This window comes from Pseudomonas asgharzadehiana (assembly GCF_019139815.1).
Lineage (GTDB): Bacteria > Pseudomonadota > Gammaproteobacteria > Pseudomonadales > Pseudomonadaceae > Aquipseudomonas > Aquipseudomonas asgharzadehiana.
Window position 1 is genome coordinate 2,515,686 of sequence record NZ_CP077079.1, and the last position, 20,519, is coordinate 2,536,204.

Below are 20,519 nucleotides of genomic sequence, written 5' to 3' on the forward strand. Positions count from 1 at the left end.
AGGTAGTTGCTATGGATCTGGAATTGAAAGGCCGCGTGGCCATCGTCACCGGCGGTGGGATGGGCATCGGCAAGGAAGTCGCACGTTTTCTGTCCGAGGAAGGCTGCAAGGTGGTGATCTGCGCACGGCGCATGGCGTTCCTGACCCAGGCCGCCGAAGAGATCAGCGCACAGACCGGCAATGAAGTGCTGCCGCTGTTCTGCGACACCAATGACATGAAGGCCGTGTCGGACATGGTCGAAGCGGCGCACAAGCACTTCGGGCGCATCGACATTCTGGTCAACGGTGCGGCGGCGCCATCCGGCGTGGTGCGCAATGACATCGAACATGCCGGCGACGACGAACTGCTGTCGGACCTCAATACCAAGGTGATCGGCTATTTCCGTTGCGCCAAGGCCGTGACCCCACACATGAAGGCCGCCGGCTTCGGGCGCATCATCAATATCGGTGGCCTCACCGGGCGCAGCAGCAAAGTGCTGTCGGGCATGCGCAACCTGGCCATCGCGCACATGACCAAGACCCTGTCCGACCAGTTGGGCGCCAGCGGCATTACGGTCAACCTGATCCACCCCGGCGTCGTGGACACCCCGCACATCCGTGAGCTGTACGAGCGCGAAGGGATCAAGCAGGGCAAGACCCCGGAGCAGGTCGAACAGGGCTATATCGACGCCACGCCGATTCGCCGCACGCTGGCGCCGATCGAAATGGGCTGGCTGATCGGCTTCCTCGCATCCCCCAAGGCAGGCGCGGTGACCGGCGAATCCATCGGCATCGACGGCGGCCTGACCCGTGGCATCTTCATCTGAGGAGCAACTGCGATGAGTAACGGAACCCTGTTAGTCGCCACCGTCGGCCAGGCGGTTATCCGCAGCGCCGACGACGGCAAGACCTGGCATCGCCTGGGCCTGGGGCAAGACCTGGAATTCGACGCGATCACCCGTTCGCTGAGCCTGCACCCCGGCACGCCGGAGGTGATCTATGCCGGCACCGATATCGGTTTGTGCGTCAGCCATGACACCGGTGGGCGCTGGCAACAGGTCGACTCGCCGTTCAACGGCCAGACCGTGTGGAAGGTGGCGGTGGACCCGCAGGATGCCCGGCGGATTTTCGTCGGCACCGGGGCGCCCTCGCGCGCGGTGCTGTGGCGCACCCTGGACGGCGGCGCAAGCTGGGACCGCGCGCCGGTGGAGATTCCTGAATTCTGCGATGGCGTCAGTCGTCCGCGTTTGCTGGCCTTCGCCTATGACCCCTGCGACCGCAACCAGCTGTGGTTCGGCCTGGAGGAGGGTGGGCTGTTCCATTCCCGCGACGGTGGCGACAGCTGGACCCGCGTCGATGACCGCCTGCTGTGGGACTTCAACTCGGACGTTCACAACATCGTCGTGCTGCCCAACCATGGCCAGAAAGTCATCGTGGTGGTGTGCGTCAACGCGGTCTATCGCAGCCTCGACGAGGGGCTGACCTGGACCGGCATCATCGGCCGTGAAGCCTTCGGCCTGTATTACCTGCGTGCGATGAACGCACCGCCGGGCTCGCAAGACACCGTGTACCTGAGCATTTCCGACGGCACCCCCGGCACCACCAGCAAGGTGCTGGTGTCGCGTGACGCCGCGCTCAGTTGGCAAGTGCTGCCGCTGCCGCAACAGCCTAACTCGTGTGTGTGGGCGCTGGCGTTCAACCCGGCCAACCCTCGGCAAATCGTCGCCGGTACCAAGTACGGTCACCTGTTCACCTCCGACAATGGCGGTGACGGCTGGCAGAAACACTGGCGCGAGTTCAGTGAAATCGCCGATGTGCTCTGGACGCCCGCGGTGGCGCAGATCAAGGCCGGGCACCAATCCATCGTCAAACAGCATTGAGGTAGCGAGCGATGAAAGTCGAAATCCTTCGCACTCACTTATCGCTATGGGTGAGTGATCCTGATGTGTCGGCGCGCTGGTACGCCGACATCCTGGGCATGCATGAAAGCGCCCGTGGCGAGAGCTGGGTGATGATGGCGTTTGGCACCAAGCATCACGACATCGCGTTGATTCGCGCAGAACCCGGCGCTCACCAGGGCGGGCTGGGGCTGCAGCACTACGGGTTGGAAATCGCCGGTGACATGACCACCTTGCGCCAGCTCTACGGCATGTTGCTGAAAAAGGGCGTGGAGGTGGTGAAGATCACCGACCACGAAATCGGCCATGGCCTGTACTTCAACGACCCCGATTGCAACCGCATGGAATTCTTCCTTGAGACCGAGCACGACGATGCGCGCGGCAAGGCTCGCTTCAAGGCGGCCGGCGCGCCGAGTCGCAACTACACGCTCGACCCCCTCGACCCTATTTGAACAAAGGTAAACAGCATGAAAAGCGCAAATTTCGCCAGCTACCACATCCGCAAATGGTACAGCTTCGTTGAAGAAACCCTGGCCAACGAAACCGGCCAACTGGCCGATGGCGAGCCGTTGTTCAAATACGCCGTGGCCGCCGTGATCGCCAACCCCTATGCCGGACGCTACAGCGAAGACCTCGGGCAATTGGTCGAGCCGTCGCCGCTGCTGGGCGAAGAGTTTGGTCGACGCATCCAGGCCCTGGCCGGCGCGCAGCCGATTGTCAGTTATGGCAAGGCGATCCTGGTGGGCAGCGCGGGCGAGTACGAGCACGGCAACGCGTTCCTGACCAACCCGGCGGCCGATCCGATTCGCGTGGCGCTGGGCGGCGGCAAGTCGTGGGTGCCGTCCACCGGCAAGCGTGGCGGCCCCGGCACCACCATAGACGTGCCGCTGGCCCATAAAGACGCGCTGTACGTGCGCTCGCATTACGACAGTATTTCCCTGACCTTCGGTGACGGCCCGTCGCCGGATGAGGTGGTGGTGATCTGGGCCTTCGCCACGCGCGGGCGTTTGCATGCGCGGCTGGGCGGCCTGCGCGCCGAGGATGTAAAAGGTATCGACGGGCTGCACTGATACGCGCCCGTGCTTGAGCGATGCTGGAACAAAAACCACAACAAGAAAGCGGTGAATAGCGATGAAGCAGGAGAAAACCCAGGTTGTCATCGTGGGCGGTGGCCCCAACGGGATCACGGCCGCGCACTTTATGGGCATGTACGGTATCGACTGCGTCGTCCTTGAGCTGGCCGACGGCATCCTGCCTTACCCGCGTGCGGTGGGCATGGACGACGAGGCGTTGCGCGTGCTGCAGGGCATCGGCATTGCCGAGCTGGCGGTGCGCGACATGATTTGCGATGTACCGCTGCGCTATTACAACGCGCGCGGCGTGTGTTTCGCCGAGGTCAAGCCAAGTGCCGCGCAGTACGGCTGGCCGATGCGCAATATTTTCATGCAGCAGCTGCTCGAAGGCACCTTGCGCGAACGGCTCGGGCAGCATGCCAGTGTCCAATTGCGCCAGGGCCATGAACTGCTTGAGCTTGAGCAGGACGAGCACGGCGTGACCCTGCAGGTACGCGACGCCGCTGGCGAGGTCTATGCACTGCAGGCCGACTACGTGATCGGCGCCGACGGTGGCCGTTCCACCGTGCGCAAACAACTGGGTATCGAGCTGCTCGGGCTGACCCATCCGCGCAAATGGGTGGTGGTCGATACGGCCAACGACACCCTGGATGCGCCCTATACCGCGCTGCATGCCGATCCGCAGCGGCCGTTTGTGTGCATCTACCTGCCTTATCAGCAGCGGCGCTGGGAATTCATGCTGATGGAGGGCGAAGACGAAGCCAAAATGTGCGAAGAGGCGACGATTCGCCAACTGATCCATGGGCATATCGGCGACGCTGTCGACCAGCTCAATATCATCCGCATTCGTGCCTATACCCACCATTCGCGGGTCGCGGCGCGGTTTGTCCAAGGGCGAGTGGCACTTGTGGGTGATGCGGCGCACATTTCGCCACCCTGGGCCGGGCAGGGCCTCAACTCCGGCCTTCGCGACGTGGCCAACGTGGCCTGGAAACTGGCGGCGATCATTCAGGGCCGCGCGGCGCCGTCGATTCTGGCCAGCTACGACCAGGAACGCCGTGGCCACGCCACCGAGCTGGTGGCGCTGGCCGACAACATGGGGGCGGTACTGGGCCTGACCAACCCGCTGATGGCCGGCGTGCGCGACTGGTTGTTCCAGGCGGTGAACAGCGTCGACAACCTGCGCTCGCACTTGCTGGAGTTCAAGTTCAAACCCAAGGCCACCATCACCAAGGGCCTGGTTTATCACGAGCGCGCCGAGCTGCGTGAAGACGACCTGGTGGGCCAGTTGTTCATCCAGCCGAACATCGAAGACGCCCAGGGCCAGCGCCGCCGCCTGGACGAGATGCTGGGCAGTGGCTATGCCGTGCTTGGCTACCGGGTGAACCCGCGTGACCAGCTCAGCCAACCCATGGCCGAGTATTGGGCGCGTTGGGGCACGCGGTTCATTCAAGTCAACCGGTCGCGCAGCGGTGTGGGGCGCAACCAGCCGTTGACGGCCACCGACGCCCTGAGCGTGGAGGACGTGGATAACCGCCTGGGCGAATGGTTCTCCAAGGTACGCGACTGCATCGTCGTGGTGCGTCCGGACCGCTTTGTCGCCGCCATCACCACCCCCGAACGCCTGGATGGCGTGCTGCGCAAACTGGCGGAGCAACTGTCATGAGCCACGACCATGACCTGCTTGAGCAATTGCACCAGGCCGGGCGCCGCGCTCGGGCGCTCGCACCCCTTGCGCTAGAGGCGCTGGACCGGCAGCAGGGCTACGCGCTGCTGCATCAGGGCGTGGCGCGCCGCCAGGCGGCGGGCGAGCGTGTGAGTGGCTGGAAAGTGGCCCTCGCCGGCCGTGCGGCGCAAGCGCGTTTTGGCCTGGATGAACCGGTGTATGGCGCCCTTACACCTGCGATGGAAGTTGAACCGGGCAGCACGGTGCCGTTTACGCGGCTGATCCAGCCTAAGCTCGAGATCGAACTGGCGCTGGTATTCGGGCGCACGCTGGCGCCGGGCGCCTACAGCGACGAGGCGATTCTGGCGGCCGTGGCCGAAGTGGCGCCGGCGTTCGAGATCGCCGACTGCCGCTGGCAGGGCTGGCGTTTCGGGCTTGGTGCCTTCCTTGCCGATAACGCCGCCGCCGGGCTGTATTGCGTTGGCCCGCGTACGCCGTTCGATCCGGCACTGCATGGCTGCGTGCCCTATCGCCTGGAACACGACGGTGCGCCATTGGGGAGCGGCGACACTCAGCAGCGTGAAGACAGCCCGCTGTTGAACCTGTGTTGGCTGGTGCGGCGCCTGTTGGCAGCCGGGCAGGGCGTTGAGGCCGGGCAGGTTGTGCTGTCCGGTGCGCTGCTGGCACCGCTGGATATTCAGCCGGGCACGTATCGTCTGCACATGCTTGGCACGGAACTGGCTTTGGTTTTTCACGCGGGCATCGCGTCCGCGTAAACGCCAGCTGCCGTCAGGGATGACAAAGCCCCCTTCAGGCCCAAGCCACGCAACCGGCCGCCGAGGAACGACGAATATGCTCGCGCAAGTCCGCACCTTCAATGACTCTCAACAGCACGCCGTTTCGATCCAGGGCTGGCAGCAGGTGTATGACCAGCTCGGCCGTGGTTGCCTGACCAGCGAGCTGTGGCAGTTGTCCGGCGATCGCTTTCAGATCTTCCAGGAGGTGCTGGACAAGCGCGTGGTGCAGCACGGCCGCTCGCCCAAGGGACGCTTGTGCGCGGCCATGTCCCTGGGCAGCCCGCCGGTGGTTCAGGGGCAGCAGGTCAATGCGCAAAGTGTGGTGTTGCTGCGCGACGGCGAAGAGTTCGTGTTACATGCGCCGCAAGGCACGCACTTTTTTGCGCTCAACGTCGACGCCGTACGTTTTGCCAAACTGGCTGCGGTGGAATTATCCAATGATCAGCTCAAGCGCCTCACCAGCGTGTCGGCGCTCAGCGTGGATGAAACGTTACTGTTGCGTATTCGCCAGCGCATCCACCCGTTGTTTCGTCACTTTTTGGAACATGCGCACGCGATCAGCCCGGCGTCGGAAAAAATGCTCGAGGACGAACTGCTCGGTGCGTTCCTCGATCTGTTCAGCCACGCCGGCGATGAGGTGCGTTGCCGACGTGGCAATTTCGCGGTGAGTGCCTACCTGGTCCGGCGCAGCCAGGAACTGCTTATTGCCAGTGGTGATGCGCCGTTAAGCATTCTTGACCTGTGTGAGCAACTGCGCGTCAGTCGCAGGACCCTGCAGAACAGCTTCCAGGCCGTGACTGATATGCGGCCGGTCGAATACCTGCGCAACCTGCGCCTCAACGCGGTCCGGCGACAGTTGATCGCCACCCCCGCGTGCGAGAAAAACGTGGGTGAGATTGCTGTGGCCATGGGGTTTTTCCACCTGAGCCATTTCGCCACGCACTATCGTGAGCTGTTCGGCGAATCGCCGTCCGAAACACGCCGGGCACAGTACTGACACGACAAAGCGCGCTTCTACATGTTTGATCGCCATGTATCAGCTGGATCGGTAACTACGATGCGAAGCGAGCCGCTCTTGATCTTGCTTTAGATTTTGATCTCAGGCGCCCCGTCAAACACGCTGGCCGAAGGCAGGCTTGAGTCCGTGGGTAACCCGGCAGGACGCCGGGTTAGCCGCCCCGCGCCATGGATGGTGCGTGGCGGCGACCCACGGATTCAAGCCTGCGTTCGGGCACACCGAGCCTAAGCGAGGTGCCGAGTGTTGGGGCAAGAGCCCTTTTGGTTACTTTTGGGGCTCCTTTCCAAAAGTGACCCGCCGTAAGGGCGGAACCCTAAGCAGCCGTTACCGCAGCAACGGATATTTACTCGATCCAACATCCTGGTCGCCGGTCAGGCCGCCATCGGGGGCAAGCCCCCTCCCACATTTGGCGGCGTTACGGACGGCATGGGGCACCTGTGGAGTGCGTCGAGCGGTGATAGATGTCACGGGTGACGTCGAGCAGATAACGCGCTTCGTCAGTCATCAACAACAGGTCGATCTGGACTTCCTCGATAATGATTTCCAGCGTGATCAACAGGCCAATAGCCGGGGCAATGACCAGCCAGTGGTAATACGACAGCGTGACTAATGAAACGCACACGCCGATCAACCACAGCGCCAATACACATTGCGGCGCGTACTGCTGCAGGGGGATCCACACGCGTTGCAACTTTCTCAACTTAAACGCATAGAGCGTCAATGACGTTTCCAGTTGTTTAAGGTCGATAGAGTGCCGAGCTGAATGCTGTGTAGGCATAACAGTTATCCAAGTAACAACGTTAAACATCGGAGCCGGGCCATCGACGATGTGGCTATTGTTGGCCCGGGTGCCCACGGCCTGGCAGCGTTTGGCCGAGCCAGGCGACATTGACTGCGTTGACTTCCACCCATTCACCCCTGGCGGGAATCCCTTGGCAACTCATAAAAGCAATACAACGTCCGTGTGTGTCCAGTAAGGCAAAGTGGCGGTATTTTTTGACTCTTTTGAACAGGCCAATAGAGCAATGCATGCCATCACCTTGGTGCGATTTAGTACGGATAAGTTGTCAGGGTTGAGTCTTAAACAGCGCGGCGCCAGGCCAGCTGAGTTCAAATAACGTGCCGCTGTTGAGCGCGGTTCGACAGGTCACTGCGCCGCCATGGGCGATGGCAATCGCGCGTACTACGGTCAGGCCCAGGCCGCTGCCGCCCTGGGCGCGCGAGCGTGAACGTTCGCCGCGCTGGAACGCCTCGAAAATGTGCTCGGCGAACGCCGCGTCGACCCCCGGGCCCTCATCCGCGACCCTCAGGAAATGGCCGCGCTCGTCACTGCCCAGTTCGATGCTGACGATGCCCGGCGTGGCATGCCGACGAATATTGTCCAGCAGCGCCAGCAAGGCCTGGCGGATGCGATCGGCGTCGCAGTGCACGGGGCCCTTGCGCAGGTTTAATTGCAAGGCAAAACCGGCACCGTTCAGGCTGGGTTCGAACAAGCGAGCTTCAGCCTCCAGTGCGTCGGCCAGTTCCACCTCCTGAAGTGCCAGCTCCAAATGGCCGTTGTCGCTCATGCCCACCACGCGAAGGTCTTCGACCAGTCGGGTCAAGCCCTCGACCTGGCCCAGGAGGCTGTAGAACTGCGCGGTATCCGGCGCGAAAACGCCCTCGGCCAGCCCCTGCAGACGGCCGCGCAGGATAGTCAGCGGGGTGCGCAGTTCGTGGGCAATGGCAGCGTTCCAGAAGGCTTGTTCCTCGGCCATGCGTTTGAGTCGGTTGGCCATGCTGTTGAAGTCATTGACCAACAGGGCGGCTTCACCCAGGGAAAGATCGGGCGCCACGGCGCGGGCATCCAGGTCACCGTCAGCCAGGCTGCGCAGGCTCGCCGCCACCGAATTGAGCGGCGCCAGAATGCGTTTGGACAACTTGACGGCCACCGCCGCGCCGACCCCCAGGCTGACGCAGGTGATCAGGCCCATCCACACCCATTCCACGCCTGTGGGCAGCCATTCGTTCGCTTCCATTTCCAACTCCGTGGGTGGCGCGATTGTCCAGAGCACTGCGTAGAACACATAGGAACCCACCACCGCGAGCGCAATCACGCACAGGACCACGGCCGACATCGACACGATGATCTGCCGGCTCAGACTGTTGGCCACGTTCATGCCTGGCTCCCGAACCGGTAGCCGACGCCACGGATGCTGGCGGGCACGCCCTGCAGGCCGAGGTCTTCGATCTTGCGGCGCAGCTTGCTGATATGGCTGTCGACGGTACGCTCCAGGCTGTCGCTTTCCGGCGAGCAGAGCACCAGCAGTTCGGCACGGCTGAACACTCGGCGCGGCGCCTTGGCCAACTGGGCGAGCAACTTGAACTCGGTGACCGTCAGGTGCAACGGCTGTTTTGGCGTGCCGATGTGGACGTTCACCTCATGGCTGTCGATGTCGATTTCAAAGGCGTCGACGCGCAGTACACGGCGGTCGGCGCCATGGCCCTGTTCGCCGCAGCGGCGCAGCACGGCCTGGGTTCTGGCGATGACTTCCGCCGGGTTGAAAGGTTTGACGACGTAGTCGTCCGCGCCGATGCGCAGGCCCATGAGCTTGTCCATATCCTGGTCGTGCGCGGTCAGCATGATCACCGCCGTGTTGCCGCGATGGCGCAGCTCTGCCAGCACCTTCCAGCCGTCCAGCTTGGGCATCATCACATCGAGCAGCACCAGGTCCGGTTTGAGCTGCTGATGCAGTTCGAGCGCGCGACGCCCATCCGGCGCATGCGCCGTACGAAAACCCGCGCGCTTGAGGTAGGCCGTGAGGATGTCGGCGATTTCCGGTTCGTCTTCGGCGATCAGCACCAGCGCCTGGTGGGCGGGTGATGCAGGGAGTGATTCAGTCATGGTCTGCTCGTTCGGTGCACGGTTTTTCAGCAACGGGTTGGATGATGCACCGCAAGCATGCACGTTCAGCGAAGGTTTTATGGAGAAATGATGGAGAGGCGAATAAATATTCGTCGAGCTGGGAGGAGGGGCCGCTCAGGCGAAACGGATGCGCTCGTTGCAGGCGCTCTGCAGCATTTTGCGTTGGTAGTCGCAGGGGGTCGTGCTGACCAGCTTCTTGAAGTCGCGCAAAAAGTGCGACTGATCGGAAAAACCCAGGTCCAGGGCCAGGTCCGAAAACGATACGTCGTTGCGGGTGTTCAGGGTTTCCAGCGCCGCCTGGCAGCGAATGATCCGGCAGAACGTCTTGGGCGACACGCCGGTGTCCTGGCTGAACTGGCGATGAATCGTGCGGCTGGTGTAGCCACTCAGGTCTTCCAGTTGCTGAATGCGCAGGTCGCCCCGATGGGCCAGCGCTTGTTGAATGACCATGGCCGTGAGTTTTGAGGTCCTGCCCATCAGGCGCGGGGCCAGGTAGTCACTGAATAATTTCATCTGCTCGTGCAGCTGTGGGGCCTGCACGATGCTCTCGAAAATGCGCTGGGCAAAGGCCGACACTTCCAGCAGGTCCCATTCCTGTTCGGTCAGGTCTTCGGCCACCACATTGATGAAGCCTGGAATCACCCCCGGCGCGAAGCGCACGCCGAAGTAGTGGTGATCCTGCAGCAGCTCGACCCGTTGCGCTTGCAGCGGTGTGCCACAGATCCTCACGCTGGGGCGCGTGGCGTCGCAGTCGAACACGATGTCCACGCAGCCGTCCGGCACCGCCAGCAGGTCCGCCGAGTGGGCCACATCGAAGGCGTAGAAATGCGAGATCGCCGGGTGTTGGGAAGGCATGACCGAATAGCGCGATGAGTTGAGCACGAACCAGGGTTGTTCGTACGCGGTGTGGTGCCGCAGCGTTGGCGTACTCGGGTTGATCATGAGCGGACTCGGGTTGGCTAAAAGCGGGAATATTCACGCATTTTTCGCGCCAACTCAGACGAGCGGGCCGGGCCTTGATGTCCGAAATTTACAATACCGGCGCAAAACGCGCCGTGATACTCGACCTCGATAGCGTGGGAGCAGCGCCTACCGCAGCGATATCACCTTCAGCCCGAGAATAACTATGTCCACTACTACAAAAATAGACTTCATCTACCTGTCCGAGCAGGACATGATCCGCGCTGGCGTAACCGATATGCTCGCCTGTGTGAATACCATGGAAGAGATGTTCGGCCTGCTCTATAGCGGCGACTATCGCATGGCCGGGCCGAACAATGATTCCCATGGCGCGATGGTGGTATTCCCCAAGGATTCGCCGTTCCCGAACATGCCCAAGCCCACCGCCGACCGCCGCATGATGGCGATGCCGGCCTACCTGGGCGGCAGCTTCTGCACCGCGGGCGTCAAATGGTACGGCTCCAATATCGCCAACCGCGAAAAAGGCCTGCCCCGCTCGATCCTGATGTTCACCCTCAACGACCCCGACACCGGCGCACCGCTGGCGCATATGTCCGCCAACCTGCTGTCGGCCTACCGCACCGGCGCCATCCCCGGCGTGGGCGCGCGGCACCTGGCGCGCAAGGATTCGAAGGTAGTCGGCCTGCTCGGCCCCGGGGTGATGGGCAAGACCACGCTCGCCGCATTCATCGCCGTTTGCCCGCACATCGACACCTTGAAGATCAAAGGCCGTGGCGAGAAAAGCCTGAACGATTTTATTGCCTGGGTGAAAAACACTTACCCGCAGGTGACCACGATCAAGGTGGTCGACAGTCTCGAAGAGGTGGTGCGTGGTTCCGACCTTGTTACTTATTGTAGCTCCGGCGAGACAGGCGACCCCTCGATCTACCCAATTGTGAAGCGCGAGTGGGTCAAGCCGGGGTGCTTCATGGCGATGCCGGCATCGTGCTCGCTGGATGAAGGCATGGAGCGCGCCGACGTGCGCAAGGTACTCGACAACACCGGCCTCTACGAAGCCTGGTTCGAAGAGCTGCCCAAGCCTGCGCACCACTGCGTGCCGGTGATTGGTGTGCGGTTCATGGACATGATCGCCGAAGGCAAGATGCAGCACGCAGAGCTTGAAGACATCGGCAAGATCGTCGCCGGTGATGCCCAGGGCCGTCGCAACGATGAAGAGATCATCATCATGTCGGTGGGCGGCATGCCGGTGGAAGACGTCGCCTGGGGCACCGTGGTGTACCGCAATGCCGTGGAAAAAGGCATCGGCGTGAAGCTCAACCTGTGGGAAACCCCCGTCCTGCGCTAAGCCAACCTTTACCCCACTGACGAGACCTGTGACATGACTAAAATCATCAAGCTCAAAACCGGTTCCCCCTTTGAAGACCAGGCCAGCTATTCGCGCCTGGTGGTGGTGGATAACTGGATCTATGTGTCCAATACCGCCGGGCGCAACCCGCAGACCAAACTGATCCCTGAAGACATCCTCGAGCAGACGCACCAAGTGTTCGCCAACATCGAAACCGCGCTGGCCGCCGTCGATGCAAGCCTGGCCGATGTGGTGTGCTCGCGGGTATTTATCCAGGACCCCAAGGACGTGCCGGCGGTGATGGGCCTGATCGGCGAGAAATTCCGCGGTGTCGATCCGGCGAGCACCGTGACCTGCCCGCCGTTGGGTTCGACGGTGTACAAGGTGGAGCTGGAAGTGACGGCGTATCGCAACGCCTCCAAGGCCCAGGTCGAAGTGATTCGCCTGGCGCAATAACCCGTCCCGCGGCCGCGCCCTCGCGCGGCCGACCTCAATTGTTTTGCGAGTCCTGATCATGGCCCCGACTATTGCGCCCGTGAATACGTCCACCGAGTTTCCCACCGCCACCGCCGTTGTCATCATCGGCGGCGGCATTATCGGCTTGAGCGCTGCACTGACACTGGCCGAACGCAATATCCCGGTGGTGGTTTTGGAAAAAGGCCGTATCGCCGGCGAGCAGTCCTCGCGCAACCTGGGCTGGGTGCGCAAGACCAGCCGCCACGCGCACGATATTCCACTGGCCCTGGCCGCTGACCGCTTGTGGGCGCAAATGCCCGAGCGGGTCGGTGCGGACGTGGGCTACCGCCAGGAAGGCATCATGTTTGTCGCCCATAACGAGGCGCAAATGGCAATGCATGAAGGCTGGCTTAAATCGGTCGAGCAGTTGTCGCTTGACTCGCGGTTGCTGAGCAAGCGCGAGATCGAAGCGCTGGTGCCGGGCGGCGAGGGGGCCTGGGCCGGCGGGATCTACACGCCGTCCGATGCGCGTGCCGAACCGACCCTGGCCAGCAGCGCGATCGCCAAGGCCGCCATGGCGCTGGGCGTGGTGATCATCGAACAGTGCGCGGTGCGTACGCTGCAGATGTCGGCCGGCAAGGTCAGTGGCGTGGTCACCGAAAAAGGCGAGATTCGTTGCGACCAGGTGTTACTCGCCGGCGGCATGTGGTCGCGGCGCTTCCTGGGTAACCTGGGGGTGTCGCTGCCGACCCTGGCCTTGACCTGTTCGGTGTTGCGCACCCATCCGATGCAGGGCCCCACCGAAATTGCCGTGGGCGCGCCGGACTTTTCTTTTCGCAAGCACAAGGATGGCGGCTTCATCATTACCCAGCGCGGCAAGCTGGACGCGTTCCTGACCCTCGATCACCTGTTGCTGGCCAAGCAATACATGCCGCAATTTCGCGCGCAGCGCAGTGTGTTGAACGTGTCGCTGGGCAAATATTTCTTTAACGACCTGGCACTTGCGCGGCGCTGGTCGGCTGACAGTGTCAGCCCGTTCGAACGCGTGCGCGTACAGGACCCGGCGGCCAACCCCCGGCTCAATAACGATGCGATGAACAACCTCAAGGCCGCCTGGCCGGTGTTCGAGCAAGCGCGGATAGCCGAGGCCTGGGCGGGCACGATCGATGTGACGCCGGACTCCAACCCGGTGATCGGGCCGGTTGCGCAAATCCCCGGCCTGACCGTGGCCACCGGTTTCTCCGGGCACGGCTTCGGCACCTCGCCGGCGGCAGGCCATTTGGCCGCCGATATCGTCAGCGGGCATACCCCGATCATCGACCCGAGCCCCTATCGGTTTGAGCGTTTCTAACGAGGTCCACCCCCCACGCCCCTCGCTTTTACCCGGATTAGCGGAGCCACCCTATGCACCCGGACAGCCGTTTTTTCACCAATCGTTCAGGCCTGAACCTGCATGTGCTGCGCTGGGGCAACCCGAGCGGCGTGCCTTTGGTCTTGCTGCACGGCTTGCGCGCGTACGCCCAGACCTGGGAGTCACTGGTCGATGCACTGGGCGATGGCTATTGCATCTATGCCCTGGACCAGCGCGGTCGCGGGCTGAGTGACTGGGCGCCGGCCGCCAGCTACCACACCCAATCCTATGTGCACGACTTGGAGGACTTCGTCGCCCATGTCGGCTTGCAGCGCTTCGTGTTGTTGGGGCACTCGCTGGGGGGCGCCAACGCGCTGGAGTATGCACGCCAGCATCCGGGGCGCTTGATTGGCCTGATCATCGAAGACATCGGGCCCGGTTCCTCAAGCCAGGGCGACGGTGCGGCGCGCATTCGTCGCGAGATGGCCCAGACCCCGTTGCGTTTCGACACTTGGGACGCCGCCCGCGCCTTCTGGCAGGCGTCGCGGCCCGGCTTGTCGGCAGCGGGCCTGACGTCGCGGCTGGCGCATTCGATGAAGGAAAGCGCGGGCGCGATTACCTGGCGCCACGACCAACAAGGTATCGCCGAGGCGCGCCTGAGCATTGAGCCGACCGACCTGTGGCCGGCGGTACGCGCCCTGGATTGCCCGACCTTGTTCATTCGAGGTATGCGCTCGGACTTTCTGCCGGCGGCGACGCTGCAAGCCCTGCGTGACAGCAATGCGTGGGTGCGCACGGCGCAGGTGGCGGATGCCAGTCACTATGTGCATGACGACCAGGGCGAAATCTTCAACCGGCTGGTCATCGAGTTCCTGGATAGCCTCGCGATTGCGGGTCAATGAAGACGCAAGCACGCCTGATCGCACTGTTGTCATCGCTGACGGCCTTCGGGCCGTTTTCGATTGATACTTACCTGCCCAGCTTCCCGCAGATCGCCGAGGACCTGTCGACCAGCACCGCGCAGGTGCAACACACCATCAGCGCCTTTCTCGCCGGGTTGTGCCTGGGCATGTTGTGCTACGGCCCGTTGTCGGACCGTTATGGCCGTCGTCCGCTGTTGCTGGGCAGCCTGGCGTTGTATGTCGTGGCGACCCTGGGTTGCCTGTTTGCCGGCAGCGTCGAGCAGTTGATTGCCTGGCGCTTTGTCCAGGCGTTGGGCGGGGCGGGTGCGTTGGTGCTGGCCCGCACGGTCGCCAGGGACCTGGTGGGCCTGGTGCAGGCGGCCAAAGTGCTGTCGTGGATGCACGTGCTGACCATGATGGCGACACTGGTCGCGCCGATGATCGGCACCTGGCTGGTATTGATCCAGGGCTGGCGCACGATCTTCGCGGCCTTGTTCATCCTGTCCAGCCTGTGCCTGTTGCTGGTTGCGGTGACCTTGAAAGAAAGCCTGCCGCCGCAGGAGCGGGGGGCGTCGGTGCAGGCGGCGTTCGCGGCTTACCTGGCCATTGCCCGGCAACCCAGGGCGGTGGCGCTGATCTTGTGCATGTCATTGGCGTTCGGCGGCATGTTCGCCTTTATCACCGCCTCGCCGTTTGTGTATGTCGTGTACTTCGGGGTGTCGCCACGCATGTTCAGCGCGCTGTTCGCCCTGAATATCCTCGGCATCATCCTGGTGACCTTTATCAACGCACGCTGGGTGGGCCGTTATGGGCCGCAACGCATGCTCGGGGTGGGCGCCATGCTGGCGTGCGGGGCAGGGCTGGCGCTGCTGATCGTGGGGTTTACCGGCTGGGGCGGGCTGGCGAGCATCGTGGGTTGCATGGTGCTCTATATGGGTGTGACCGGCTTGCTCGGCGCCAATTGCACGGCCAGCCTGATGGCGCTGTTCCCGCGCCAGGCCGGTGCAAGCGTGGCCTTGGGGATTTCGGTGCAATTCGCTATTGGAGCGCTGGCCAGCCTGTGGGTCAGCCACTTGGCTGATGGCAGCGCCTGGCCGATGTGCCTGGTGGTGGGATGTTGTGGGCTGGGTTGCCTTGTTGCCTATGCAGTCAGCCTGCGTATGCCTGCCCGCGCGGTCGCGGTGCAGGATGTTGTCGAGCAAACGTGAGCCGCTGTTAAAAAAACCAGGATATTGGAATGAAAACTACAAAAATAAATCCGATCGATAAAACCTCCGTCTATGTGTGTGCAGGGCTGGTCTCGGGCGCAGGTGCGCTGTTGTTGAACGTGCTGCCCTTGCTGTTTGGCGCGTTTGCCGAGCGTTTTGGGCTTGGCGAGCACCAACTGGGCAACCTGGCGATGGCCATGAACCTGGGGTTTGGCGCGTTCGGGCTGGCGTCTTTGCTGTGGATTCACCGGCTCAGTTGGCGGGTCATTTCGGCGTTGTCGTCGGCGCTGGTGGTGGGGGCGATCCTGTTTGTGCTGCGCAACCCGTCCTATCAAGCGCTGCTGGTGATCATGGCCCTGGCGGGCGCCGGCACAGGTGCCTTGTATGCCCTGGCGATGACGATTTTCGGTGACAGCTCGCAGCCTGAACGTGCGTTTGGTTTCAAGCTGGGTATCGAGACCGTGCCGGGCGCCTTGCTGCTCATCGTGCTGCCGGTGGCGGTGGCGCCGGTGTGGGGGTTTGAAGGTATGTTGATCACCATCGCGATTGCCATGGTGGTGATGGGGATCCTGCCGCTGCCCTGGGTGCCGCGTCGCAGCGAGCGGCAACGGGATGCGGCCGGTGCCCAGGTGCGGATTGCCAGCGCCGAGAGTCGCACCATCGTGTGGTTGAGCCTGGTGGCCAGCCTGGTGTTCCTGACCGGCATTATGTCGGTATGGGCGTTCCTCGAGCTCATGGGCAAAAAGACCGGCCTGGCTTCCGACACCATCGGCATGGTGCTGGCGCTGGGGTTTTTGATCAATGCGGGCGGTGGCTTCATCGCGTCGGCGATCGGCCTGAACGTGGGGCGCTTCATGCCGGTGGCCGTGGTTATCCTCGCAGAGTTGCTGGGCCTGGTGGCACTGGCGCAGTTCGCTTCCCTGACGAGCTACGTGATAGGCGTGATCTGTTTTCTGTTTTCGATCGGCTTCGTGCTGGCCTATACCTTTGGCGTCATGGCCGAGTTTGACCTCTCGGGCAAGCTCGTCGCGCTGGGCGCGCTCTGCCTGTCCCTCGGCGCGGCGTTCGGGCCGGCCATCGGTGGGTTTCTGATCGAGGCATTCGGCTACTCGGCGGTGTTGGTGTTCTCGGGTGCCTGTTCGGTGGCGGTGCTGGCCATCTATGGTGCGGCGGTGTTGAGAGCCCAACTGGCATTCCAGCGTACCCAGGCTGCGGGCAGCGCCGTTATGTCCGGGGTGTGAGCGAGTAACAAGGGGAATACCCATGCGCGGTCAAGCGTTGTCGGCGTGGAACGAGCGTGTGCACGCGGCCTGTGGCCGTTTCGATACGCGCTATGACCATTGCCAGAGCCTGTTCATCGGCGACATGCGACAGACGCTGGTGGGCACCACGGCGGTCGCCCATATTCGCAGCAATGCCAGTGTGATTGCCAAGGCCGCCGGCTCAAGCGGGCGCGACTCATCGGCGCGGTGTTTTCTGGTGTTGCAGCAGCAGGGCTCGATGAGTATCGAGCTGGGCGACAAGGTGCTTGACCTGCGCGCGGGTGACCTGGCTTTGCTGGACTTTTGCGGCGCGGTGAAAATGACCCCCATGGGGTTGTTCGCCCATGTGTCGATTCCGCTGCCGAGCGAGTTGCTCAAGGGCCTGGACCGCAACCGCTTCGGCAAGCTGTCGACCACCGGGGTGTGCGGCCAACTGCTGGGCACGCTGGTCCGTCAGCTCGCTGCGGGCGAGCTGGCGCAGTGGTCTTGCGCGCAGGATGGCGAGGGTGTGCCAAGGGCGCTGGTGGCCTTGCTGGCCTCGGTGCTGGAGTACCGTGCGAGCGACCACTCGCCGGGATGGCAGTTGCATGAGGTGCAATCGCTCATTCAGCAACGGCTTGAATCACCCCGGCTGTCTCCGGCGTTGCTGGCCGAAGAGCTGGGCATCTCCAGCCGTCAGCTCTACAGGTTGTTTGAGGCAAGTGGCGACAGTGTCTGCCGCTACATCCTGCGGGAGCGGTTGTCGAAGGCCGCGCAAGACCTGCGCGACCCCGTTTGCGCGCATCGTTCGATCACTGATATTGGCAGCTACTGGGGGTTTGCCGATTCGGCGCATTTTTCCAAGGCGTTCAAGAGGCAGACGGGGCTGACACCGAGCAGTTATAGACATCGTGGGTACTGAGGCTGGGTTGCTGGGGGGCGGGGTGAACGCTTTTTTTGGGGTTTAGTGTGTGCATATCCGTTGCTGCGGTCACGGCGGCTATGGGTTCCGCCCTTACGGCGGGTCACTTTTGGAAAGAGCCCAAAAGTAACCAAAAGGCTCTTGCCCCACCACTCGGCACCTCGCCTAGGCTCGGTGTGCCCGTAATCCGACAGCGTGGTTAACGGGGCGCTCCAGATCAAAAACAAAGCGAGGCGGCCTTAGAGCCGACCTGACCGTTGAGGCGTACGCGGTGCCGCTTCTACTTCCTCAGCCGCTGACGAAGTCAGCAATCTTTTGATCTGGCTTTTGCTTTTGCTTTTGATCTTAGGCGCCCCGTTAAACACGCTGGCCGAACGCAGGCTTGAATCCGTGGGTAACCCGGCAGGACGCCGGGTTAGCCGCCCCGCGCCATGGATGGCGCGTGGCGGCGGCCCACGGATTCAAGCCGGAGTGAGGGCACACCGAGCCTAAGCGAGGTGCCGAGTGTTGGGGCAAGAGCCCTTTTGGTTACTTTTGGGGCTCTTTTCCAAAAGTGACCCGCCGTAAGGGCGGAACCCATAGCCGCCGTGACCGCAGCAACGGATATGTACTCACACCCAAAGAACCTGGTCGGCCCTAAGGCCGCCACGCAAACAAGCACCCCCACCCATCTCAGTAACGAATAATCACCGATTTCAGCTCAGTGTAATCATCGATAAACGCACTGCCGAATTCACGACCAATGCCCGAAGCCTTCACGCCGCCAAACGGCACACTGGGGTCGACAAACGTATGCATGTTGACCCACACCGTGCCCGCTTCGATTTGCGGGATCAGGCGCAGGGCCTTGGACAAGTCGTTGGTCCAGATACTCGCCGTAAGGCCGAACGGGCTGTCGTTCATCAGTTCGACCAGTTCCTCTTCGTCGTCGAACGCAAGCACACACACCACCGGGCCGAAGGTTTCCTCGTGCAGCAGCGGGTCGTCCCTGCCGGTGGCCACGATCAGCGTCGGCTCCACGTAGTAGCCGGCGCGGTCCACGGCGCGCGCGCCGTATACCACCTGGTTGCCTTGCAGGGCTCGGTCGAAAAAGCCGAGGATCTTGTCCAGGTGCGCCTTGTTCGACAGCGGGCCGAACTGGGCATGTTCATCCAGGGGCGAACCGATGACCAGCTGCGACAACGTCGCGACCATTTTCTGGGTGACGTGCCCGATGAGAGAGCGGTGCACGAACAAACGCTCGGGCGATGCACACACCTGGCCCTGATGCACATAGGCTGACTGCACGAAGCGCGCCACGGCGTCATCCACATTGGCGTCGGCCAGCAGCGCGGCGGCGTTCTTGCCGCCCAGTTCCAGGGTGACACGGGTCAGGTCGGCGGCCATGGCGGCCTTGCCCACGGCGATACCGGTGGGTACCGAGCCGGTGAACGACACCTTGCGCACGCCAGGGTGTTCGATCAACTGTTGGCCGACCTGGCCACGGCCATTGACCACATTGATCACGCCCGCCGGAATCCCGGCCTCGATTGCCAGTTCCGCCAGGCGCAACAGGGACAGCGGGGTGTACTCGCTGGGTTTGAGCACCACGGTACAGCCGGTGGTCAGCGCGGCGCCGAGTTTCCACACGCCGATCATCAGCGAGAAATTCCACGGCACGATGGCCGCTACCACGCCTACCGGTTCGCGCAGGGTATAGGCGCTGTACTGCTCGCCGTCCAGGCTGGGAAACGAGGGGCTCATGGTCTGGCCGCCGATCTTGGTCGCCCAGCCGGCGAAATAACGCAGGAACACCGCGCTCTGGCCCACTTCGATATGGCGCGACAGGTTGATCGACTTGCCGGAACTCAGGGTTTCCAACTGCGCCAGTTCTTCGCCATGGGCCTCGATCAGGTCGGCCAGGCGGTTGAGCAGGACACCGCGCTGGTAGGGCGTGACCTGCGCCCAGGCGCCCTTGAAGGCTGCGTTCGCATTGTTGACGGCCAGGTTTACGTCTTCGGCCTGGGCGTCGCGCAGATGGGCGATTGTTTCGCCGGTGCCGGGGTCGACCACGCCGATGCGCTGGGTGGACGCGCTGGTGTGCGCGGCGCCGTCGATGAAGTTGGAGTGGTCGCGGCCCAGGAAGGCAACGACTGAAGGCAGTAAGGCAATGTGCATGGCGGCGCTCCAATGAAAGGTTCGTCGCGCCCGAAGCGCGCTCGAAAGACCTTTGCATTAAAAACGGATGCGCGTTTGCCGGCTTGTGCGAGCCCGCCTGGAACTTGGTTATGCCTGACAGGCAGTGCCGCGCCGGCCTAGGGTTCGCCGAGGTTATCGAACACCGTTTCGAGCATGCGGTTCAGGCGCTGGATCTGCGCTTCGGTCATGCCGGTGAAACTGCGCTTGAACACGTCACCGGTAGCCGCCTGGATGCGTTCAATCGCCTCGCGCCCCTGCGCGGTGATGCGCACCTGGGTGACCCGGCCGTCGTCCTCGCACGGCGCGGTATCCACCAGGCCGTCTTCCTTCATGCGGTAAACCGTCTTGGTGATGGTCGACAGCTTGGCGATAGCATGCGTGGAAATTTCCGAAATACTCGACTGGCCGTTCTCCTTGAGGATGAACAGCACCCGCCAGCGCGGGATGTCCAGGCCGATTTTTTTCAGGGCCTTTTCCATGTACTGGCTGTAGCGGCCATGCACCATGGCGAGCCAGTAGAACGGGAAATCTTCCTTGTGAAAGTCTTCACTGCCGGGGTCGTAGCGGCCTGCGTGTTTCTTGGGTGGGCTCATGGTCTGCTCATGTCGAAGGAGGCGAGTAATCATAGACTTTTCTCGTGAATCCGACACGGGTTTTGA

Annotated in this window: 20 protein-coding genes; 14 read left to right on the plus strand and 6 right to left on the minus strand. The window is 62.7% G+C overall.

The annotated features are described in order from the left end of the window. The first annotated feature begins 11 nt into the window (after positions 1 to 11). The 7 genes from KSS96_RS11635 (at position 12) to KSS96_RS11665 (ending at position 6,410) form a co-directional block, all read left to right on the plus strand. Entirely contained in the window at positions 12 to 806 is a 795-nt protein-coding gene (locus tag KSS96_RS11635; protein WP_017526977.1) for an SDR family NAD(P)-dependent oxidoreductase, read from the plus strand. A 12-nt stretch (positions 807 to 818) separates the two neighbouring features. Then, positions 819 to 1,859: a VPS10 domain-containing protein gene (locus KSS96_RS11640; RefSeq protein ID WP_017526978.1), complete on the plus strand. Its 1,041-nt coding sequence runs from the start codon at positions 819 to 821 to the stop codon at positions 1,857 to 1,859. 11 nt (positions 1,860 to 1,870) lie between these two features. After that, positions 1,871 to 2,329 carry a VOC family protein gene (locus KSS96_RS11645; protein ID WP_017526979.1) on the plus strand — a complete coding sequence of 153 codons (459 nt, stop codon included), beginning with the start codon at positions 1,871 to 1,873 and terminating at the stop codon, positions 2,327 to 2,329. Between the two features lie 15 nt (positions 2,330 to 2,344). Next, a complete protein-coding gene (locus KSS96_RS11650; protein WP_017526980.1) occupies positions 2,345 to 2,947 on the plus strand; it encodes an amino acid synthesis family protein in 603 nt (200 codons plus the stop codon). Positions 2,948 to 3,008: 61 nt separating this feature from the next. Then, the gene (locus KSS96_RS11655; protein ID WP_017526981.1) at positions 3,009 to 4,616 is read left to right on the plus strand and encodes a bifunctional 3-(3-hydroxy-phenyl)propionate/3-hydroxycinnamic acid hydroxylase; all 1,608 of its coding nucleotides are present in this window, start codon (positions 3,009 to 3,011) and stop codon (positions 4,614 to 4,616) included. Further along, positions 4,613 to 5,392, plus strand: coding sequence for a 2-keto-4-pentenoate hydratase (locus KSS96_RS11660; protein WP_017526982.1), 780 nt, complete (start codon positions 4,613 to 4,615; stop codon positions 5,390 to 5,392). Before KSS96_RS11655 ends, KSS96_RS11660 begins: the two co-directional genes overlap by 4 nt. 76 nt (positions 5,393 to 5,468) lie before the next feature. Then, positions 5,469 to 6,410, plus strand: a complete 942-nt coding sequence (locus KSS96_RS11665) for a helix-turn-helix domain-containing protein (RefSeq protein ID WP_065878594.1) — start codon at positions 5,469 to 5,471, stop codon at positions 6,408 to 6,410. 436 nt (positions 6,411 to 6,846) lie between these two features. Here the strand turns inward: KSS96_RS11665 and KSS96_RS11670 are convergent, their stop codons facing one another. From KSS96_RS11670 to KSS96_RS11685, 4 genes are all read right to left on the minus strand, one after another. After that, positions 6,847 to 7,209 (minus strand): hypothetical protein, encoded by a 363-nt coding sequence (locus KSS96_RS11670; protein ID WP_026067202.1) that lies wholly within the window; start codon positions 7,207 to 7,209, stop codon positions 6,847 to 6,849. 289 nt (positions 7,210 to 7,498) lie between these two features. Then, positions 7,499 to 8,590, minus strand: coding sequence for an ATP-binding protein (locus tag KSS96_RS11675; protein ID WP_017526985.1), 1,092 nt, complete (start codon positions 8,588 to 8,590; stop codon positions 7,499 to 7,501). Next, positions 8,587 to 9,315 (minus strand): response regulator, encoded by a 729-nt coding sequence (locus KSS96_RS11680; RefSeq protein ID WP_217856329.1) that lies wholly within the window; start codon positions 9,313 to 9,315, stop codon positions 8,587 to 8,589. The genes KSS96_RS11675 and KSS96_RS11680 overlap by 4 nt, the downstream gene beginning before the upstream one ends. 135 nt (positions 9,316 to 9,450) lie before the next feature. Next, positions 9,451 to 10,278 carry a helix-turn-helix domain-containing protein gene (locus tag KSS96_RS11685; RefSeq protein ID WP_017526988.1) on the minus strand — a complete coding sequence of 276 codons (828 nt, stop codon included), beginning with the start codon at positions 10,276 to 10,278 and terminating at the stop codon, positions 9,451 to 9,453. Positions 10,279 to 10,462: 184 nt separating this feature from the next. Between KSS96_RS11685 and KSS96_RS11690 the strand changes: the two genes are divergently transcribed. The 7 genes from KSS96_RS11690 to feaR are packed head-to-tail and all read left to right on the plus strand — an operon-like array spanning position 10,463 to position 17,682. Further along, positions 10,463 to 11,602 (plus strand): ornithine cyclodeaminase family protein, encoded by a 1,140-nt coding sequence (locus tag KSS96_RS11690; RefSeq protein WP_065878590.1) that lies wholly within the window; start codon positions 10,463 to 10,465, stop codon positions 11,600 to 11,602. A gap of 33 nt (positions 11,603 to 11,635) precedes the next feature. Then, a complete protein-coding gene (locus KSS96_RS11695; RefSeq protein WP_017526990.1) occupies positions 11,636 to 12,058 on the plus strand; it encodes a RidA family protein in 423 nt (140 codons plus the stop codon). A gap of 58 nt (positions 12,059 to 12,116) precedes the next feature. Next, entirely contained in the window at positions 12,117 to 13,409 is a 1,293-nt protein-coding gene (locus KSS96_RS11700; protein WP_137220207.1) for an NAD(P)/FAD-dependent oxidoreductase, read from the plus strand. Positions 13,410 to 13,462: 53 nt separating this feature from the next. Then, positions 13,463 to 14,311 carry an alpha/beta fold hydrolase gene (locus KSS96_RS11705; RefSeq protein ID WP_017526992.1) on the plus strand — a complete coding sequence of 283 codons (849 nt, stop codon included), beginning with the start codon at positions 13,463 to 13,465 and terminating at the stop codon, positions 14,309 to 14,311. Then, a complete protein-coding gene (locus KSS96_RS11710; RefSeq protein ID WP_068936439.1) occupies positions 14,308 to 15,519 on the plus strand; it encodes a multidrug effflux MFS transporter in 1,212 nt (403 codons plus the stop codon). Before KSS96_RS11705 ends, KSS96_RS11710 begins: the two co-directional genes overlap by 4 nt. Positions 15,520 to 15,548: 29 nt before the next feature. Next, a complete protein-coding gene (locus KSS96_RS11715) occupies positions 15,549 to 16,760 on the plus strand; it encodes an MFS transporter (RefSeq protein WP_065878586.1) in 1,212 nt (403 codons plus the stop codon). Between the two features lie 22 nt (positions 16,761 to 16,782). Next, positions 16,783 to 17,682, plus strand: coding sequence for a transcriptional regulator FeaR (gene feaR, locus KSS96_RS11720; RefSeq protein WP_217856331.1), 900 nt, complete (start codon positions 16,783 to 16,785; stop codon positions 17,680 to 17,682). A gap of 672 nt (positions 17,683 to 18,354) precedes the next feature. Here the strand turns inward: feaR and KSS96_RS11725 are convergent. Next, complete coding sequence (locus KSS96_RS11725; RefSeq protein WP_065878580.1) at positions 18,355 to 19,839, minus strand: aldehyde dehydrogenase family protein; 1,485 nt, start codon at positions 19,837 to 19,839, stop codon at positions 18,355 to 18,357. Between the two features lie 137 nt (positions 19,840 to 19,976). After that, a complete protein-coding gene (locus KSS96_RS11730; protein ID WP_017528254.1) occupies positions 19,977 to 20,453 on the minus strand; it encodes a MarR family winged helix-turn-helix transcriptional regulator in 477 nt (158 codons plus the stop codon). Between the last annotated feature and the right edge of the window lie 66 nt (positions 20,454 to 20,519).

Coding starts and splice junctions, on each gene's coding strand:
- KSS96_RS11710 (WP_068936439.1), top strand. CDS start 14,308: ATGAAGACGCAAGCACGCCTGATCGCACTGTTGTCATCGCTGACGGCC.
- KSS96_RS11660 (WP_017526982.1), top strand. CDS start 4,613: ATGAGCCACGACCATGACCTGCTTGAGCAATTGCACCAGGCCGGGCGC.
- KSS96_RS11730 (WP_017528254.1), bottom strand. CDS start 20,453: ATGAGCCCACCCAAGAAACACGCAGGCCGCTACGACCCCGGCAGTGAA.
- KSS96_RS11640 (WP_017526978.1), top strand. CDS start 819: ATGAGTAACGGAACCCTGTTAGTCGCCACCGTCGGCCAGGCGGTTATC.
- KSS96_RS11695 (WP_017526990.1), top strand. CDS start 11,636: ATGACTAAAATCATCAAGCTCAAAACCGGTTCCCCCTTTGAAGACCAG.
- KSS96_RS11725 (WP_065878580.1), bottom strand. CDS start 19,839: ATGCACATTGCCTTACTGCCTTCAGTCGTTGCCTTCCTGGGCCGCGAC.
- KSS96_RS11700 (WP_137220207.1), top strand. CDS start 12,117: ATGGCCCCGACTATTGCGCCCGTGAATACGTCCACCGAGTTTCCCACC.
- KSS96_RS11665 (WP_065878594.1), top strand. CDS start 5,469: ATGCTCGCGCAAGTCCGCACCTTCAATGACTCTCAACAGCACGCCGTT.
- KSS96_RS11670 (WP_026067202.1), bottom strand. CDS start 7,209: ATGCCTACACAGCATTCAGCTCGGCACTCTATCGACCTTAAACAACTG.
- KSS96_RS11635 (WP_017526977.1), top strand. CDS start 12: ATGGATCTGGAATTGAAAGGCCGCGTGGCCATCGTCACCGGCGGTGGG.
- KSS96_RS11705 (WP_017526992.1), top strand. CDS start 13,463: ATGCACCCGGACAGCCGTTTTTTCACCAATCGTTCAGGCCTGAACCTG.
- KSS96_RS11715 (WP_065878586.1), top strand. CDS start 15,549: ATGAAAACTACAAAAATAAATCCGATCGATAAAACCTCCGTCTATGTG.
- KSS96_RS11680 (WP_217856329.1), bottom strand. CDS start 9,315: ATGACTGAATCACTCCCTGCATCACCCGCCCACCAGGCGCTGGTGCTG.
- KSS96_RS11645 (WP_017526979.1), top strand. CDS start 1,871: ATGAAAGTCGAAATCCTTCGCACTCACTTATCGCTATGGGTGAGTGAT.
- KSS96_RS11655 (WP_017526981.1), top strand. CDS start 3,009: ATGAAGCAGGAGAAAACCCAGGTTGTCATCGTGGGCGGTGGCCCCAAC.
- KSS96_RS11650 (WP_017526980.1), top strand. CDS start 2,345: ATGAAAAGCGCAAATTTCGCCAGCTACCACATCCGCAAATGGTACAGC.
- KSS96_RS11690 (WP_065878590.1), top strand. CDS start 10,463: ATGTCCACTACTACAAAAATAGACTTCATCTACCTGTCCGAGCAGGAC.
- KSS96_RS11685 (WP_017526988.1), bottom strand. CDS start 10,278: ATGATCAACCCGAGTACGCCAACGCTGCGGCACCACACCGCGTACGAA.
- feaR (WP_217856331.1), top strand. CDS start 16,783: ATGCGCGGTCAAGCGTTGTCGGCGTGGAACGAGCGTGTGCACGCGGCC.
- KSS96_RS11675 (WP_017526985.1), bottom strand. CDS start 8,590: ATGAACGTGGCCAACAGTCTGAGCCGGCAGATCATCGTGTCGATGTCG.